This window comes from Mycobacterium sp. NGS51 (genome assembly GCF_059812525.1).
In genome coordinates this window covers 56982-74201 of the sequence record NZ_JCALCV010000012.1, presented here as the reverse complement: position 1 = coordinate 74201, position 17220 = coordinate 56982, and the positions used below count along the sequence as shown (strand labels likewise).

At 66.4% G+C, this 17220-nt stretch carries 11 protein-coding genes and 1 pseudogene; 5 read left to right on the top strand and 7 right to left on the bottom strand.

The features are described 5' to 3' along the window. Window positions 1–8 precede the first annotated feature (8 nt). The 7 genes and pseudogenes from AC5Y5W_RS15845 to eccB form a co-directional block, all read right to left on the bottom strand. Entirely contained in the window at window positions 9–677 is a 669-nt protein-coding gene (locus AC5Y5W_RS15845; protein WP_500011106.1) for an ABC transporter permease, read from the bottom strand. A gap of 11 nt (window positions 678–688) precedes the next feature. After that, a pseudogene (locus AC5Y5W_RS15840) lies at window positions 689–829 on the bottom strand (PPE domain-containing protein); the annotation flags it as partial. 338 nt (window positions 830–1167) lie between these two features. Further along, the gene (locus AC5Y5W_RS15835; protein WP_500011104.1) at window positions 1168–2370 is read right to left on the bottom strand and encodes a PPE family protein; all 1203 of its coding nucleotides are present in this window, start codon (window positions 2368–2370) and stop codon (window positions 1168–1170) included. Window positions 2371–2381: 11 nt separating this feature from the next. Then, the gene (locus tag AC5Y5W_RS15830; protein WP_499883854.1) at window positions 2382–2681 is read right to left on the bottom strand and encodes a PE family protein; all 300 of its coding nucleotides are present in this window, start codon (window positions 2679–2681) and stop codon (window positions 2382–2384) included. A gap of 218 nt (window positions 2682–2899) precedes the next feature. Continuing rightward, the gene (locus AC5Y5W_RS15825; RefSeq protein WP_500011224.1) at window positions 2900–4039 is read right to left on the bottom strand and encodes a PPE family protein; all 1140 of its coding nucleotides are present in this window, start codon (window positions 4037–4039) and stop codon (window positions 2900–2902) included. Between the two features lie 295 nt (window positions 4040–4334). Beyond that, window positions 4335–8522 carry a type VII secretion protein EccCa gene (eccCa, locus tag AC5Y5W_RS15820; protein ID WP_500011102.1) on the bottom strand — a complete coding sequence of 1396 codons (4188 nt, stop codon included), beginning with the start codon at window positions 8520–8522 and terminating at the stop codon, window positions 4335–4337. After that, window positions 8519–10042 (bottom strand): type VII secretion protein EccB, encoded by a 1524-nt coding sequence (eccB, locus tag AC5Y5W_RS15815; RefSeq protein ID WP_500011100.1) that lies wholly within the window; start codon window positions 10040–10042, stop codon window positions 8519–8521. The genes eccCa and eccB overlap by 4 nt, the downstream gene beginning before the upstream one ends. 274 nt (window positions 10043–10316) lie before the next feature. Here eccB and malQ point away from each other — a divergent pair, with 274 nt between their 5' ends. From malQ to AC5Y5W_RS15790, 5 genes are all read left to right on the top strand, one after another. Then, window positions 10317–12470, top strand: coding sequence for a 4-alpha-glucanotransferase (malQ, locus tag AC5Y5W_RS15810; RefSeq protein ID WP_500011098.1), 2154 nt, complete (start codon window positions 10317–10319; stop codon window positions 12468–12470). Continuing rightward, the gene (locus tag AC5Y5W_RS15805; RefSeq protein WP_500011096.1) at window positions 12467–12925 is read left to right on the top strand and encodes a nuclear transport factor 2 family protein; all 459 of its coding nucleotides are present in this window, start codon (window positions 12467–12469) and stop codon (window positions 12923–12925) included. The genes malQ and AC5Y5W_RS15805 overlap by 4 nt, the downstream gene beginning before the upstream one ends. A 56-nt stretch (window positions 12926–12981) precedes the next feature. Further along, window positions 12982–13881 (top strand): metal-dependent hydrolase, encoded by a 900-nt coding sequence (locus AC5Y5W_RS15800; protein ID WP_500011095.1) that lies wholly within the window; start codon window positions 12982–12984, stop codon window positions 13879–13881. Window positions 13882–13886: 5 nt separating this feature from the next. Further along, entirely contained in the window at window positions 13887–14987 is a 1101-nt protein-coding gene (locus tag AC5Y5W_RS15795; protein WP_500011222.1) for a PDR/VanB family oxidoreductase, read from the top strand. Between the two features lie 497 nt (window positions 14988–15484). Next, a complete protein-coding gene (locus AC5Y5W_RS15790) occupies window positions 15485–17218 on the top strand; it encodes a molybdopterin-dependent oxidoreductase (protein ID WP_500011220.1) in 1734 nt (577 codons plus the stop codon). Window positions 17219–17220 lie beyond the last annotated feature (2 nt).

The window sequence follows — 17220 nt, the reverse complement described above, 5'->3', positions numbered from 1 at the left end:
TTGACCCTTCACTGTCGGTAGCGCAGCGCGCGTCGTTCCAGGATGCGGACCATGGCATCGGTGACAATGCCCAGCAGCGCGTAAATGATCAGACCGAAAATGATGATGTCGATGCGCAAGAAGTCACGGGCGTTGTTGATCAAGAACCCGATGCCTTTGTCGGCGTTGATCTGCTCGGCGACAATCAATGACAGCCAAGCGATCGCCAATGACTGGCGCAGACCAACCAGCACCTGTGGTGCGGCACTCGGCGCAATGATCCGGACAAACCGTTGCCAGAATGAAAAGCCAAGCACCTGAGCGGTTTCGAGTAGTCTCGCGTCGACCTGGCGGATCGCCGAATAACTGTTGAGGTACAGCGGGAAAATCACTCCCAAGGCGACCAGCAGCACCTTGGGCAGTTCGCCGATACCGAACCACAGGATAAACAGTGGTATCAGGCCCAGGTGCGGCAGCGCACGGATCATCTGCATCGGGGGGTCGAGGATCGATTCGAGCCAGCGGGACAGCCCGGTTGCGGTGCCCAGTACAACGCCGATCGTTCCGCCCAGCAGCAGCCCTTCGACTACTCGCGACCCGGATACCTGCAGCGCAGCCCCGAGCTGCCCGGCGCGGGCCAGCTCCACACCGGCCTCGAGGATGAGCGAAGGCGCCGGCAACACGTCTTGGGGTATCAACCCACGGCCTGGCCGGCTGGATTTGTGGTCTGCTGCGGCGAGGTGAACGGCGTCACCTTTGCGGCGGCCGCCGAGTGGCCGGAATAGCCGTACATCGCAGCGGTGTCCTGAGCCCACATCTCGCCGTATTGCGCTTCGGTGGCGGCGATCGCAGGGCCTTCGCCGGCTAACGCGCTACTCGATAGCCCATCGCGTCAACGACATTGAGCAGCGGCCGGTGACCGTCGCTTGTTCGGCGACGTTAGATGACCATCCGCGGATGCGCCTCCGCGCGGACCCAATTACGGATCCCGGTAGCTGCTGCTTGTGCGGGGCGGCGATTACTGACCACACCTTCGGGAAAGGTCCGTCGAAGAGGACGACCTGCACGAACGGTCAGGATTCTGCCGTCGCAGCATCGGCGCTGGCACCGCCGGCAGCCACTTTCAACTCCGATCCGCGAGTAAGAATCTCGCCGCGGATAACTCCGGGCCTCGGCGGCGGGACCGCCCTATCCGGCGAACGGGGGCCGCACCATGACCGTGGGGCGGAAGCCGTACCGCGGGCCGGCCCCGGCTGCACCGCCCCCGGCACCCGCTAATGGCATGCCGCCCAACAGGTTCCCGGCACCGGCCATGTCCGGTGCTGCACTGACGCTGCTGAGTGGCAGCGGTGCGGCAGTGCCGTTCAGCGCTGGTGCCGCACCCGCCCACGACGAGGGCACGGACAGGCCACCGACCGAGGCTGCGTTGCCCAATCCGGCAGACACCGGGGCTCCGCCGCCAATGCCGCCCAGCAGGCCGCCCAAGCCCGGGAGCCCGGCCGCTGCCTTGGCTCCATCAGTGGCGGCCTTGGCCGCCGATGCGGCTGGCGCAAGCGCCTTCCCCACCGACAGCATCGAGTTCGCGATACCGGTGCCGAAATACGGCAAACCCAACGTGTTATAGATGGGGCCAATGTATTTCGTCCACAGGTCCAAAATGCCTGTCGATCCGGATCCGCCGAGCAGCCCGCCCAGGATTCCACCGGCCCCGGATGTGGACGAGCCCGACGACGCCGCGGACTGCAACGGCGATGCGAGTCCCTGCAAGGCCTTAGGCGTCGTAGAGATCATCTGGGACATCTGAGTTCCGGCCGCGGTGCCGGTGGCATGGGCGACCGCGGCGGCTTGTGTCGCTTGGCCGGCCGGGTTGGCGGTGGGCGGCGGCGCGACGAACGGTGTCACCTTCGCCGCAGCCGCCGAGTGGCCCGCATAGCCGTACATCGCGGCGGCGTCCTGGGCCCACATCTCACCGTACTGAGCCTCGGTGGCCGAGATGGCGGGCGTGTTCTGACCCAACAGGTTTGTCGAGACCAGCGACGCCAGTTGAGCGCGATTAGCGGCGACGACCGGTGGGGGCACCGTCATCGCGTACGCGGTTTCATACGCAGCCGCCGCCGAGCTGGCCTGGGTGGCCGCCTGCTCGGCTTGGACGGCGGTTGCGCTCATCCACTGCACATAGGGAGCGGCTGCTGTTGCCATCGACGTCGACGCGAGGCCGGTCCACTCTTCGGTGGACAGCCTGGTGATGACGCTCTCGTATCCGGTGGCGGCCGAGTTCAGCTCAGCGGCAAGCGCATTCCATGCCGAGGCGGCCGCCACCATCGGCGTCGACCCGGCACCGGCGTACATCCGCGCCGAATTGATCTCCGGTGGTAAGGCCCCGAAATCCATGTCTGTTCCCCTCAGCCGGCCGCGACCGCATTGGCGGCCTCGGTGGCCGCGTAGGACCCGGCGCTGACGCCCAGGGTGTTGACGAACATCTCGTGGATCGCCTGAGCCTGGTTGCTGACGGCCTGGTACATCTGGGCGTGCGCTGCGAACTGCGCCGCCGTCAGCGCTGACACCTCGTCGGCGGCGGCGGGAATCACTCCGGTCGTGGGCATTGCCGCGGCCGCATTCTGGGCCGCCAACGCCGAGCCGATGCCCTGCAAGTTGCCGGCCGCCGCCGACAGCATTTCGGGCTGCGTCGTCACGAACGACATGGGTCGCGTCCTCCTCAAATAGCCTTCTGCGTCAACGGGCTTCATCGCTCGCTACTCGAGATTATGTGGCTGTCACCCGCGCTGTCCGCGTCGATGCGAAGTGTTCATTCCTCGACAGCCACTGTTCATTTGCGGGCAATACGGGTTCACCAGACAGTTGAATTCGCGACGCACGACGGCCACGTGACCAACCGCTGCGCGGCCCGATCAACGCCGTGCTATCCGGCTGCCGGCGGGCGCGGCACGACGGGATAGCGGAATCCGTATCGATGAATGAAACCTTCGGTCCGCCGGCCGGTGCCGGTCATCGGCAACCCCCGCAGTAGACCGGCGGGGGTGGCGTCGGGCCTCGCGGTGAGGCTGCTGATCGGTGTTGCCGCAGCGGCCGGGTTTGTCCCTGGAGCCGCTCCGACCCAAGCCGGTGGCACCGACAACTTTCCGATCGAGCCGGCCTGACCGACGCTGGCCGACACGGGCGAGCCCCCGCCGAGGCCGGCGAAGCCCCCGAAGCTCGACATCCCGGGAGATCCCAACGTCGTCGCGGCGGCACTGGCGGCTTGAGCGGCGGGCATCATCCCCTTCGTCAGCCCACTGAGCTTTTCTCCCAACCCGCCAAAGAAATAGGGGGTGCTGATCGTGCGGAGAAACGCGTCCTGATACTTGCTCCCGTGGCCCGCCAGTATCGGCGCCGGCGACGAGGATGACGACGTCGTCCCGGTCAGGCCCTGCAGCGTCTGCGGTACCGAGGACGTCGCCTGCGCTGTCGGCTGACCTCCGGCAGACGTGCTGGTGGCTTTGGTGACTGCGGCGGCTTGGCCGGCGAGCCCGGCCGGCTTGGTCGTCGATGGCGGCTGGGTGAACGGGTTCACCTGCGCTGCGGCCGCCGATGAACCGGCGTAGCCGTACATCGCTGTCGCATCCTGAGCCCACATTTCGGCGTAATGGGCCTCGTTGGCGGCGATCGCCGGGGTGTTTTGACCGAGAATGTTGGTGGCGATCAGGACCAGCAATTCAGCGCGGTTAGCCGCGATCACCGGCGGCGGCACCGTCATCGCAAACGCTGTTTCATAGGCGACCGCAGCCGCTTTCGCCTGCGCCGCCGCTTGTTCAGCTTGGACGGCCGTAGCACTGAGCCACGCCACGTAGGGAGCAGCCGCCGCCGACATCGAGATCGACGTCGGGCCGCGCCACACCTGGCTGGCCAGTTCGGAGACCACTGACCCGTAGCCGCTGGCCGCCGAGCTCAGCCCGGCGGCCAGTTCATCCCAGGCCACCGCAGCGGCCAACAGCGGACCCGCTCCGGGCCCGGCGTACATTCGGCCCGAGTTGATTTCGGGTGGTAAGGCCCCGAACTCAATCACTAAACCGGTTCCGCTTCCTCGTCGATAGTGCTCGGCGTCAACAACTTTGAGCGTTCGTATAGAACTGAACAGGCGCTCGAAAGCGAGATTAGGCGGCTATGCCGAGGTTCGCCGCCTGGGACGCGAAATATTCATCACCCGACAGCTAATGTTCACTCCCGGCCGACAGCTGTTAATGCACAGTTGGGTTACGCCCCCGCTATCCGCCCGCTGGCGAGCGCGGGACGACGCTGGAACGAAGCTCAAAGCGTGAGGGCGCAGCCGCGACGGCACCACGCCCGGCCGGAAAGTGCTACCGGTTCAGGTCGGTGGCTGCGACCTGCACGAAGACACCGGTGTCTTCGGCCATCAGCAGGCCGCGACCACGCGGCAGCGGACCGCCCTTCATCTTGCCCCGGATGAAGCCTTCGTCGGGGTCGGCGTCCATCACCAGCAACGGCGCATTGGCCTGGTGCAGCGCTCGCAGCATCGGGTCGCTGCCCGCCGAGGACCAGCCGCCGAAGGTGCGGGTGACGATGACGTGTAGGCCGACGTCGGCCGCTCGGGTGACCCAGGGTGCGGCTTTGTGCAGCGGCGAATCGAACCCCGGCGGTAGCTGTTGCACGTCGTCGATGATCAAGAAGATCTCCGGCCCGCTCCACCACGACCGCGACAGCAGCTCCTCGGCCGACAGGCCTGGTGGCGGCTCGCGGCCCGCCAGGGTGGCCGCCAGCTGATCCATCATGGTCGCGACGCCGTCGAGGTTGTAAGCGAAATGCTCCACGTAGTCGGGACCCAGCGTGGTCAGCAGCTGACGGCGCGGGTCCACCAGCCACACCTGAGCGGAGGGCTCTGTTGTCGGCGGGGCGGTGCTGGCGCCGGGGGCGTAAATCCGGCCGATCTCGCACATGATGGTCGCCAATGTCGTGGTGCGCCCACACTCACGCCGACCGGTCACCATTAGATGAGCGTTCTCGGCAAAGTTGAGGTAGACCGGCTGCAAATCCAATTCCGAGATCGCCCACGCGATCCCGCCTGCGCCGACTCCGCCGCGGCGGTCAGCTGCGGCCAACGCCTGTACCTGCTCCAGCCCGAACTTCGCCGGGAGCCTGCGCACCGGGCGGGCCCGGCCGGCGGCGACCTGGCTGACGGCGGCGGCCACGCTGTCGGACTCGAATACGGCCTCCGGTGTAGTCTCCAACGCCGGTCTGGCGACCAGGGTGTGCAGACCGGACTGCGGGTCGCTGTCGAGGCGCACGTAGTTGACCGCGAGCATGCCGCGACCGGGCTTGACCGGAACGTCCTTGGCGAATCGGGACCGCACCAGTTTGGCGTCCTCCACTGCGGCCAGCCGCAGCTCCACCCGGGACCCGAAGCCGCTGCGCACCGGTGGCCGCAGCTCTGATTCCCGGTCGGCGGTGACCACCACGTGCACCCCGAACGAGGGTCCCTGGTTGATGATCAGGTTCACCTGCTCGATGAGGACCTCGTTCTCCTCGGCCAGCGCCCGGTAGTTGTCCACCACAAGGTAAACATCGCCGTAGCCATCATCAGGGACCCTGCCGGGCACCTCTCCACCACCGAACTTGCGCCGCCTGAACATCTCCATCGACGCGATTTCGTACTCGAGGAAACTGCGTTTGCGTTCGCGCACCAATGCCAGCAACTCGGCGACTGTGCGGCGCACGCCGTAGGGATCGGTGGGGCCGACGACCTCGCCCACGTGCGGGACACGGGCCACGGTCGTCAACGCGGTGCTGCTGTAGGCCAGGCAGTAGAACTGCACCTGTTCGGGGGTGTGCGTCAGGGCGGCTGAGCAGATCAACGTCTGCAGCGCGGTGGTCTTACCGGACCCGCCCGCGCCCAGGATCAGCACGTTGGAGCCGGCTCCGGACGTGTCCACCGTCCACGGCGGCTGGTCGTGCTTGTACGGGCGGTCGATGATGCCGATCGGGAAGACGAGGTTTCTGGCGGTGCCGTACTCCTGCTGCCACGGCCGGCCCAGGAAGCGGTCCACCAGTTCGTCGATGGGCACCGGCCGGTCCAGCGGCGGTTGCCACAAGCGGTAGGGCTCGAAGGGAATCCGGCGCAGCTGATCGATGATCACCGTGCCGACTTTCGGTGTCCGGATCGCTTCCTCTTCTTCTTCCTCGTCCTCGACAACCTCGACCTCGTCGCTGTCGATAATCACCTCGCCGTTGGCGATCTCGGGCAGCGCGTCGATGTCCGGGCCGCCGCCCACGCTGACCTCGATCGGCGTAAAGGACGTGGAAAACAGTTGCGGGCGAATGAAATCGACTGAGTGCACCAGCGGCGCCTGCCCGTCCTCGTCGAGTGAGACGCCGCGGCGGTAGTCACGCCACAAGAACTCGGCCTGGAAGCGGACGATCTCCTCGAGGCTCTTACGGAAATACCCCAGCCCCGCCTGAGCCGGCAGGTTCACCGCGTTGGGTACGCCGGCGGCCTGCGCTGCACCGGCGGTACGGGCTTTGAGCACCAAGCGGTAACCCATGTTCTCCATGAGCTTTTCAGCTCGGCTCTCGATGGTCTGGGACGCCATCATCAGATGGATCCAGTAGGCGCGGCCCTGCCGCCCGATCGAATCGAGGACGTCGACCGCCGTGGGCATGATGCGGAACCATTCGTAGAACTCGTCGATGACCACCACCAGCATGGGCAGCGGCGGCATGTCCTGGCCGCGCGCCCGCATCCGGGAGCGCATCTCGTTGTATTCCTTGGCGTCGTCCACACCGGCGTTGTCGCAGAACGCCTTCCGGCGTGCGATTTCGCCCCACAGCGCATCCAGGAAGCGCTCCATCAGCGCTTGGTCTTCTTCGAGGTCGGTGATGATCCGCGACACGTGCGGTACCCCGGCGAACGGTTTGACCGCCGATCCACCTTTGAGGTCGGCCAGCACGAACTGCAGCTCATCGGGTGGATGCCCAAGCATCAGCGACTCCAGCACGGTGCGCACCAGCGTCGACTTACCTGACCCAGTCGTCCCCGACATCACGCCGTGCGGGCCGTCGCCACCCTCGTCGAGCGACTTCATATCCAAAAACAGCAACTCGCCGTTGTCGGAGCGGTTACCGAACGGCACGCGCAGCCGCGACCGGCGCTGCGAATCACCGCGCCCGTTCCACAGCGCTTGAAAGTCGATCGCGGCCGGATTCTCAACCCCGTAGTAGGACAGGATGTCTCGCGCACCAATATGTGCCACGCGCTGCCCGATTTCCTCGTAGGCCTCGGCGAGCCGCCACTGCGCCATGCGCTGCGCGAACTGTTCGGCCTCGGGCTCGGTCAGCTGATCGGCCAGCGCGAAGAACCACTTGTTGTCGTCGATCACCATCCAGGTGTCGCGATCGCGCGGCAGCGCCTCGATCACCCCGGCGCTGTCGAATTGCAGCATCCGCTCGGGAGCAGTTGTCCACAGCGCTGACCCCGTCAAATCGAAGAACGTCACCCCGTCAACGCCTTCGGTGCTGATCACGTATTCCCATTGGGGATCGTCGACGTCGACGATGATCACGCGATGCGGTGTGGGCGTTTCCGCCGATGAACTGGCATGTCGAGGCGTGAACGACCCACGCCCGGCGAACAAGTCGGCTTGGTCAGCGGCGAAGTCACGCACCGAGGAATAGACCATCCGTGCATTGCCTGCGGCATCGCGGCGGCGTGGATCCCCGAAGTGGGGCAGCCATTTGACCCAGTCCCACTGCGCCGCATCGGAAGTCACAACGACCATCTGGACATGGTCTGGACCGTGTGAGAACGCCAGCTGGCAGATAATTGCCCGCATCAGGCCAAGCACCTGTTCGCGATCTCCGGCCAGCGCGTACCACGGCTCGACCAGTAGCGACACCATCTTGGGCAGGTTGTAGACGACGCTTTGATAGCGCCCGAATTCCTGGAGTGCCTTACCGGTGACCGGCTCCAACTCGATATCGGTCGGCATGTTCTGCGGCTCGCCCCAGGTCACCTCGGGCCGCGTCATGCCCACCCCGACCCTGGCCACGCCGAAGTTGAAGTCCTTGCCGTCAGGCTTGCGTTCCCACATCCGGCTCGACCCCACCGCGGCCGACAACGTCGCCGGGTCCGGGTGGAACCACCGGTAGTTGGCGTCCATGCTGTCGGCGGATTCCTGCGCGGTTTCGCGCAGCATGTCCAGCATCAACATGAACTGGGCGCGCATCGCGTCCAACTTCGGGCGGCTCATCTGTTGCTGGCCGCCGCCGAAGCGACCGCCGAACATCATCATCGCGACCCCGCCGATCATGAAGATCGGGAAAATCGAACCGGCCCCCAGGAACATTCGCGAGCCATTGGCGACGGTCATACCGACCATGCCGACCAACAGGCCGAGCACCAGAACTCCGACCACGATCAGCCACCAGGGCTTGCCTTCCGGGGGCGGCACGCTCAGCGGGGTCGGCAAGACGATGTTCTCCGGCTTGACTACCGGCGCGCGCTGCGGCGTCGGCCGCGCAAAGCCACGTTTCACTTCGGTACCACCAACTCTGCAGGGTTCATATCGGTCGGGAGGGTGTCATGACGCACCAGCGCATCGGCCCGCGACAGCGTCGGACCGGACGCCAACAGCCGTAGCGCCACCCAGGGTGCTGGACTGGGCGACGACGTCAGCCCCAGCGCAGTGCGCGCGTCGCGGGTGTTGTCGACACCGAACCGCACACCGGATTTGGTCAGCCACCACAGTGATTCGGCGGTGGCAGATCCGGGGTGGTTGCCGGTGACGACGATGAAGTTCGCGTAGTCGGGACCGAAATAGACTTTGTCGGCTTCGAGGCCCGAGTTGTCGGCCTTCACCAGCGACACCACCCGGTTGGTGTCGGATGCGGCCACCGGAATCGTTGGCCCGGACACCACCTGGACGCGGGCGCGCTCCTCGCCGACGGTCTTTTCCCACCACCAGCAGGTGGCCGGATTCTCCCGGATGTCCACGACCTGCAGGGGGCCCTCGGGATACGCCGACAGATCCAGCCCTTTGACCACCGGCATTTTCGCCAGCGCTGCGGGCGCCACCGTCACAAGCTGAGCTCCCGGCGTGCTGCCGGCGTTTTGCAGGATCTGGGCGACCACCGCCGTTACGGTCTGCACACCGTCGGGCAGCACCACCGAATACTGTTGCGGGCCACTGATTTGCGGTGTGACGAACACCGTCCCCACCGGCCCCGGCGCACCGGGGAATCGTGCCGGGCTACCCGCCTCGGGCACCGTCGGGACCGACAGTTCGGGACCGACTGGCAATGCGTCATACAGTGCGCGGCTCATCGGCCGGGCTTGGGTGACTTCTTCGGGTGTAAGGCCCAGCGGCAGCAACACCGACCGGTTCGCAGCGTCGATGCGTGACCGCCGGCCCTGCCGGATCACCCAGGTGTCGTTTTCGTAGCGCAGCACCACCGCGTCGGGTCCGCTCAGCACTCGCCGGCGACCTGACAGGTCGGGGGCACCGTCGATCACCGTTACGGTCACGGACGACGGTGCTCCCACGCCCGCCGTCGACGTGACCGAATCACAGACCAGCCAGGAGGACGACGCCGGCGACGTCGGCGAGAACTCCGAGGGCGCGCCGGGAATCCCGACCAGCGGGCCGTGCGGTTGCTCGGCGATCTGACTCCCGCGGACCTTGTGCGGGTTGTCGGCCCGGCCGGTGATCAGCCGCGCCGACGCCAGATTCAGCGCCGGATACAGTGTGTCGCCGACACGGACATACAGCGCCCCGGAATCGCGGTCGGCGATGATCGGCGATTCGTTCATCTGGCCGGACGGGTTGATGAACGACCACAGCAGCGCGCCCAGGCAAATCACCGCCGCCGCCGACACCGATGCCACCACTGCCAGCGTCTGGCGCCGGCCGGGTTCGATCTCCATCCGGACCCGCCAGCGGGTCAGCGCCATCGCCGTCCGGCGCGCCAGGAACTGGTAGCCGGTTACCTGAGTTCGTGTCGACAGTCCGAGGCCGTATCCGGAACCTCGCTGGCCGCCGCCCTGGTCAGAAGGCACGGTGGACCACGCCCCGAGCCGACGGAACGCCCAAATACTGCCGGTCGCCGCTATTCACACCGATAACCGTAGGGCACCCCGACCGGCCTCGCCACGCGAGAAGCGGTGTCGTGACCTGCCCGGATAGTGGTGCGCACCACAGTGTCATCACTTGCCATCTGTCCTGCTGGAATCGTCAAGTCTTCACTGGCATCGTAGCGACGCAGAGCAAAGTCGGCTCGTCAACAAGACGCCAGGTCGCAGGCGTGCCGGACCACCAAGCAAGATTGGCCGCATGACACAGACCGCGCCGTCGTTGGCTGAGCTCGCCCGGCGGCTGGGGATTGCGACCGATTACGAGGATTGGACCGGCCGGCGGGTACCGGTTCCGGAGTCCACGGTGGTGGCGGTCCTCGCCGCCTGCGGCCTCACCGCCGGCACCGATGCGGAGCGCGCGGCGGCGCTGGACACCCAGGACCGCGCGTATTGGTCCCGTCCGCTGCCGGCGACCATCGTCGAACGCGCCGGCGCCCAGACGTCGTTCTGGGTCCATGTGCCCCATGGCCAACCGGCCCAGGTGTGGTTGCAGTTGGAGGACGGCACCATCCGGGACGGTCTTCGGCAGGTCGACAATTTCACTCCGCCGTTTGATCTCGAGGGCGGCTTGGTCGGTGAGGCCAGCTTCGAGTTGCCGTCCGACCTGCCGCTGGGCTATCACCGAGTGCACCTGCGGTCCGGGGCCGAGGAGGCCGGTACCGCGCTGATCGTCACCCCGGATTGGCTGGGCTTACCCGAGCGGCTCGGCGCCCACCGCGCCTGGGGGCTGGCCGCCCAGTTGTACAGCGTGCGCTCCCGGCAGTCGTGGGGCATTGGCGACCTGACCGATCTCACTGACCTCGCGGTGTGGTCGGCTTCGATCCACGGCGCCGATTACCTGCTGGTCAATCCCCTGCATGCGGCTGCCCCGACCGCACCGATGGAGCCGTCGCCCTACCTGCCGACGTCGCGGCGCTTCGTCAACCCCGTCTACCTTCGGGTCGAGGCCATCCCGGAATTCGCCTACCTGCGGAAGCGGGGCCGGATCCGGCGGTTGCACAACCATGTCCAAGACCGCTGCGCCCGCGCCGATTCCATCGACCGTGACGCCGCGTGGGCGGCCAAGCGGGCGGCGCTGCAATTGGTTTACCGGGTCCGGCGTTCGGCCGGCCGGGAACTGGCGTATGCGGCGTTTCGCGCCCGGGAAGGGTCGGCTCTCGACGACTTCGCCACCTGGTGCGCGGTAGCCGAGGAGTACGGCGCCGACTGGCATTGCTGGCCGGAATCGCTGCAGCATCCCGCCGCGGACGGTGTGGCCGATTTCGTCGCCCGGAATTCGGCGGCGGTGGATTTCCACCGCTGGCTGCAGTGGCAACTCGACGAGCAATTGGCTGCGGCCCAATCGCAGGCGCTGGGGGCCGGGATGTCGCTGGGCATCATGGCTGACCTGGCCGTGGGCGTGCACCCCACTGGCGCCGACGCCTGGGCGCTGCAGGACGTGCTGGCGCGTGGTGTGACCGCGGGCGCACCGCCCGACGAGTTCAACCAGCTCGGCCAGGACTGGTCGCAGCCGCCGTGGCGCCCGGATCGGCTCGAGGAGCAGGAGTACCGGCCGTTCCGGGCGCTGATCCGCAACGTGCTGCGGCATGCCGGCGGCGTACGCATCGACCACATCATCGGCCTGTTTCGACTGTGGTGGATTCCCGACGGTGCTCCGCCCACCGATGGCACCTACGTGCGCTACGACCACGAGGCGATGATCGGCATCGTGGCGTTGGAGGCGCACCGCGCCGGCGCGGTGGTGGTGGGTGAGGATCTGGGCACCGTGCAGCCGTGGGTGCGTGACTACCTGCGGGCCCGTGGCGTGCTGGGCACCTCGATTCTGTGGTTCGAACTCGACCGCGACGGTGATGGCGGCCCACTGCCGGCGGAGCGGTGGCGAGAATATTGCCTGTCGTCGGTGACCACGCACGACTTGCCGCCGACCGCCGGGTATCTGGCCGACGAGCATGTGTGGCTGCGGGATTCGTTGGGGCTGTTGACACGTCCGGTCGACGAGGAACTGGCCGCCGCCAAGACCGAACGGGCAGCCTGGATGGGCGAACTGCGCCGGGCCGGGCTATTGGGCAAGCATGCCGACCTCGACGCGACGGTGCTGGCGCTCCACCAATATCTGGGCCGAACGCCGTCGCGGCTGCTGGGTCTCGCGCTGACCGATGCCGTGGGCGATCGGCGCACCCAGAATCAGCCCGGCACCACCGATGAATACCCCAACTGGCGCGTTCCACTGTCCGGCCCGGACGGTCATCCGATCCTGCTGGAGGACGTGTTCACCGATGCCCGGGCAAACAGGTTGGCCGAAGCGTTGCATGACCACACTGGGGCCGAGCACACCGGCCAGGCGCTGCCATGACACTTTCATCAACTGACCGGGCAGCCCTTGCCGACTTGGTGCACCGATACGCGGCCGGTGTTGATGATCGTCAATTCGATTCGGTGACAGCACTTTTCACCGGCGACGCCGAGCTCGCGGTGCCCGACCCGCCCGCCGAGATGACGCCGGTCCGTCGGCACCGGGGCCGGGCTGCCATCGGCGCCGCGATCGCCGCGGTCGCCGCCGCCGCACGCACCGAGCACGCCGTCGTCGGCGAGGTCTACCAGGAGGGTCCCGGAGTCGGCAGCGCCCGCGGTCGTATTGCCTGCATCGCGCATCACTGGATGCAGCGCGACGAGAAGATCACCGACCTGGTTTGGCATCTGCGTTATGACGACGAATATCAACGCACTGACGCCGGGTGGCGGATAAGCCGGCGGCAACTGACGATCAATGCGATTGAACACCGCGCCGTGCGCAGCGTGCGTCCGTAGACTTCCTCCCAATCCCCCGCGCCACGATGGGGTTAGCGTGAACGGGAGGAGTTCCCATGCTGCGACCGCGCCGGTTCGACCACGAATGTGACCCGGGCCCCGTGCAGATCCAGGCACGCAAAGTGCACTTCGACGTCACCGAGGTCCCGCTGCACTGGATCCCCGGGCATCCGGTGGCCTCGAATTTCGCCAGCCTGCTCAACGTTGTGCTGCCACCAGTCGAACGGTGGTTCGTCGCGGTGTTCAACGAGGCGCTGCCACTGGTCAAAGACGCCAAGCTGGCCGACGATATGCGCGGATTCATCGGCCAGGAAGCCACCCATGCCGATATCCACGAACAGGTGCTGCACGACTTGATGGTGGCCCATGGTGTCGATCCCCAGCCGCTGCTCGATCAGGTCGACTTCGTCTTCTCCCGCACGCTGGCGCCCTCCACGTCGTCGGATCCCGAACGCCGACTCAACCATCTGTGTGACCGGCTGTGGCTCATCGCCGCGATCGAGCACTACACCGCGGTACTCGGTGACTTCGCCCTCAACTGCGACTGGGACGATTACGACGCCGACGCCACGATCGTCGACCTGTTCCGCTGGCATGGCAGTGAGGAAGTCGAGCACCGCAACGTCGCCCACGACGTCGCGGTCTACTTCCACGACAGCTACCTCGATCGAATCCGTTCGATGGCGATGGCGGTGACGATGGTCTTTGTCTTCTTTCAGCGCGGTACGTGGTATCTCACCAAGGCCGATCCGGAGCTCGACATCGGCTGGTGGAAGATGCAGTGGCTTCGGGCGCGGGACTCCAAGGTGGGATTGCTGCCTACCTATCGAAAGTTGTTCGGCTCCAACACATTCACCTACTTCCGGCCGGGTTTTTCACCCGAGGAGATGGGTTCGACGGCGCAGGCCGTGGCTTATCTGGCGAGTTCCGCGGCGGCCCGCGCGGCGCACCAGTGAAGGCGGTGTTGCAGCGGATTCGGCAGACGCCACCGAGCGCGTCGGGCCGGTCCCGCCATGATCTGCTGATCGGACTCGCCGACGCGGCAATCTCCGGGTTGTGGGCCCTGTCGGGGTCAATCCGGCGTATCGCCACACCCGAGGAACAGGACCAGCGCATCGCGCTGACCGTGGCGGACCGCCGCGTGGTCGCACACGACCAGGACGTGATCGCGCTGACCTTGGCGGCGGCGGGCGGCGGACAGCTACCGCCGTGGCGTCCCGGTGCGCACCTCGATATTCAGCTGCCCAGCGGCCGGCTGCGGCAGTATTCGCTCTGCGGCGACCCCGAGCGTCGCGACGTCTACCGCATCGCGGCGCGACGCATCCCCGAGGGCGGCGGCGGTTCGGTCGAGGTGCACGACACACTGCACGTCGGCGCTGTGGTCCACACGCACGGACCGCGGAACGCCTTCCCGCTGACGGTGCCCGGCTATGGCTCCCCCACGCAGCGTCTGCGTTTCATCGCCGGCGGTATCGGCATCACCCCGATCCTGCCGATGCTGGGCGACGCCGAGCGCCTCGGCGTCGACTGGTCGATGGTCTATGCCGGTCGCAGCCTCGACAGCTTGCCGTTTCTCGACGAATTGGCGGTGTTCGGTGATCGGGTAGAAGTCCGTACCGACGATGTCCACGGCGTTCCGCCGGCGGCCCGGCTGCTGGGCGACTGCGCCGACGGCACAGCGGTGTATGCCTGCGGACCGGCACCGATGCTGAGCATGATCCGAGCCCGGCTGGCCGGTCGCGACAACGTGGAGTTGCACTTCGAGCGATTTGCCGCGCCGCCGGTGATCGACGGAGAGGAGTTCACCGCCCGCGTCGCCTCGACGGGCGCCACGGTGTGCGTTGGCGCCGAGGAGACACTGCTGGCGGCCTTGCGGCGGGTTGGGGTTGCAGCGCCGTATTCCTGCCAACAGGGCTTCTGTGGCACCTGCCGCACCCGTGTCCTCGAAGGTCGCGCCGAGCATCGTGACACGCTGCTCACCGAACCGGAACGCGCGGACGGCATGATGCTGGTGTGCATTTCGCGGGCGCCGAAAAGCGAACAGCTTCTGCTCGACTTGTAACGCTGCAACGTGCTTTGTGACCAATCTCACTTCGTGACTTCAGTTACCCGACGGAACTCTCCGGCCGACGCTGGCGTTCGCGCCTGCGGGGCGCAAAACCGCAGCGCCTGAAGGGTTTTGAGACCCCAGCGGGTCCGCTCGGACCGGTTGGCCGGCGGCTAGGCCGAAGCCAGGTACTGTCTGCCGCAGACGCGTCTTAATTCCAGACGACTGACCGCAGGCGCGGAACTGTGTCCGCGCTTGCTGAGTCTTATCCAGCCGAGGTCGCGTCCCGGTCCGGCAACTCGGCCGCGGCGGTCTGTTTCCAGCGGGCCGATGACAGCCGCTGCGAGGCCCGTCATCACCGCGGTGAGCTGCGCGCTTCGTGTATCTTCAGGCCCGTGACGACCACCGACAGGAACAAGCCTGACAGGGACGTCGATTCGGCCGGGACCGGCGGCGCCGCTACAGATACCACGCACCAGGTCGGCTACCCGGCTGACGTGGTGGACGTCGAAATGGAGCTCGAGCAGGGTTATCGCACTGAGGTGCACGCGGCCCACGACATCGTCGACGTGGAAACCTATGGCGGCGGATTCGACCTCACCAGGCGGGCGACGGCTCCGCGGTTGCGGGTGGGCCGCGACAAGTGGTTCAACCTGCTGTGGCTGGTCCCCATCGGTTTTGCTCTGCTGATCGCGGCGGTGGCGATCGGCAAAGGCCTGCGCAACATGCCGGGCATCGAGGAGTTCATTCAGCGTTACCCCGGAGCTGAAGAAGCGACCGGAAGCGCGGTCGGCATCCCGTGGTGGGCGAACTGGACGCACTTTTTCAACCTGTTCTTGATGATGTTCATCATCCGCTCGGGCATCCAGATTCTGTGTGACCACCCGCGGCTGTACTTCAGCCGCAACTCCACGCCCGGCAAGGATGAGTGGCTGCGGGTCGGTCCGCCGGTTCCCGACGACGAGTTGTGGACGGCCAACTCCGACACCGTCGCGCTGCCCCCGCAATTCGGGCTGCCCGGGTTCCGGCACTCCATCGGCCTGGCCCGCTGGTGGCACCTGGGCGTCGACGTCTTATGGCTGCTGAACGGCGCGGTGTTCTACGTGCTGCTGTTCACCACCGGACACTGGAAGCACATCGTGCCGACCAGTTGGAGAGTCTTTCCCGACGCCGCCTCGGTGGCGATTCAGTACCTGTCGCTGGATTGGCCGAAGGACAACGGCTGGGTGGGCTACAACGGCATGCAGTTGATGGCCTACTTCACCACCGTCTTCATCGCCGCCCCGGCAGCGCTGATCACCGGCCTGGGGATGTCGCCGGCGCTCTCGCAGCGGATTACGGTGATCAGCAAGCGGTTGAACATTCAGGTCGCACGGTCACTGCATTTCCTGGTGCTGGTCTACTTCCTGTTCTTCATCCTGGTGCACGTCACGCTGGTCTTTGCCACCGACGCGTTGAGAAACCTCAACCACATGTTCGCCGCCCGCGACGACAACAGCTGGCTGGGCTTCTGGTTCTTCGCAGCGGCGATGGCCGTGACGGCCGTCGCCTGGGTGTGGGCCACCCCGTTCACCATCCGGCACCCCCGGGTGGTCCAGCGGGTCGGCTACGCGCTGATCGGGCCCTTCCAGCGGGCGCTGGAGAACTTCAACCCCAAGCCGGGCGCCTTCACCGAGAAGGACATCTCCCCGCACCACTGGCGCAACGGCCGGTTGCCCGAGACCGTCGAATACAAAGAGCTGGAGAAGAACGACTTCGTCGATTGGCGGCTCAAGGTTTACGGTCTCGTCGAAAACCCGACCGAGTTCTCACTCGAGGACTTGCAGGCGCTGCCCTACCACGACCAGATCACCCAGCACTTCTGCATCCAGGCGTGGTCGGGGGTCGCGAAATGGGGCGGCGTGACGATGGAGACGATCATGGACATCGTCAAACCGCTGCCCGAGGCGAAATGGGTGGTGTTCTATTCGATGGGCCTGGGCGCCACCGGCGGGATCTACTACAACGCACACCCGATCGACCAGATGCGCCACCACATGAGCATGCTGGCTTACAAGATGAACGACCAGCCGCTGCCCTACATGCACGGCAAGCCGCTGCGGCTGCGTAACGAGTTGCAGCACGGGTTCAAACAGGTGAAGTGGATCAAGGGTATCGAGTTCGTCGCCCACTACTCCGAGATCGGTAGCGGCTACGGCGGATACAGCGAAGACCACAAGTACTTCGGGCGCCACCAGACGCTGTAAGC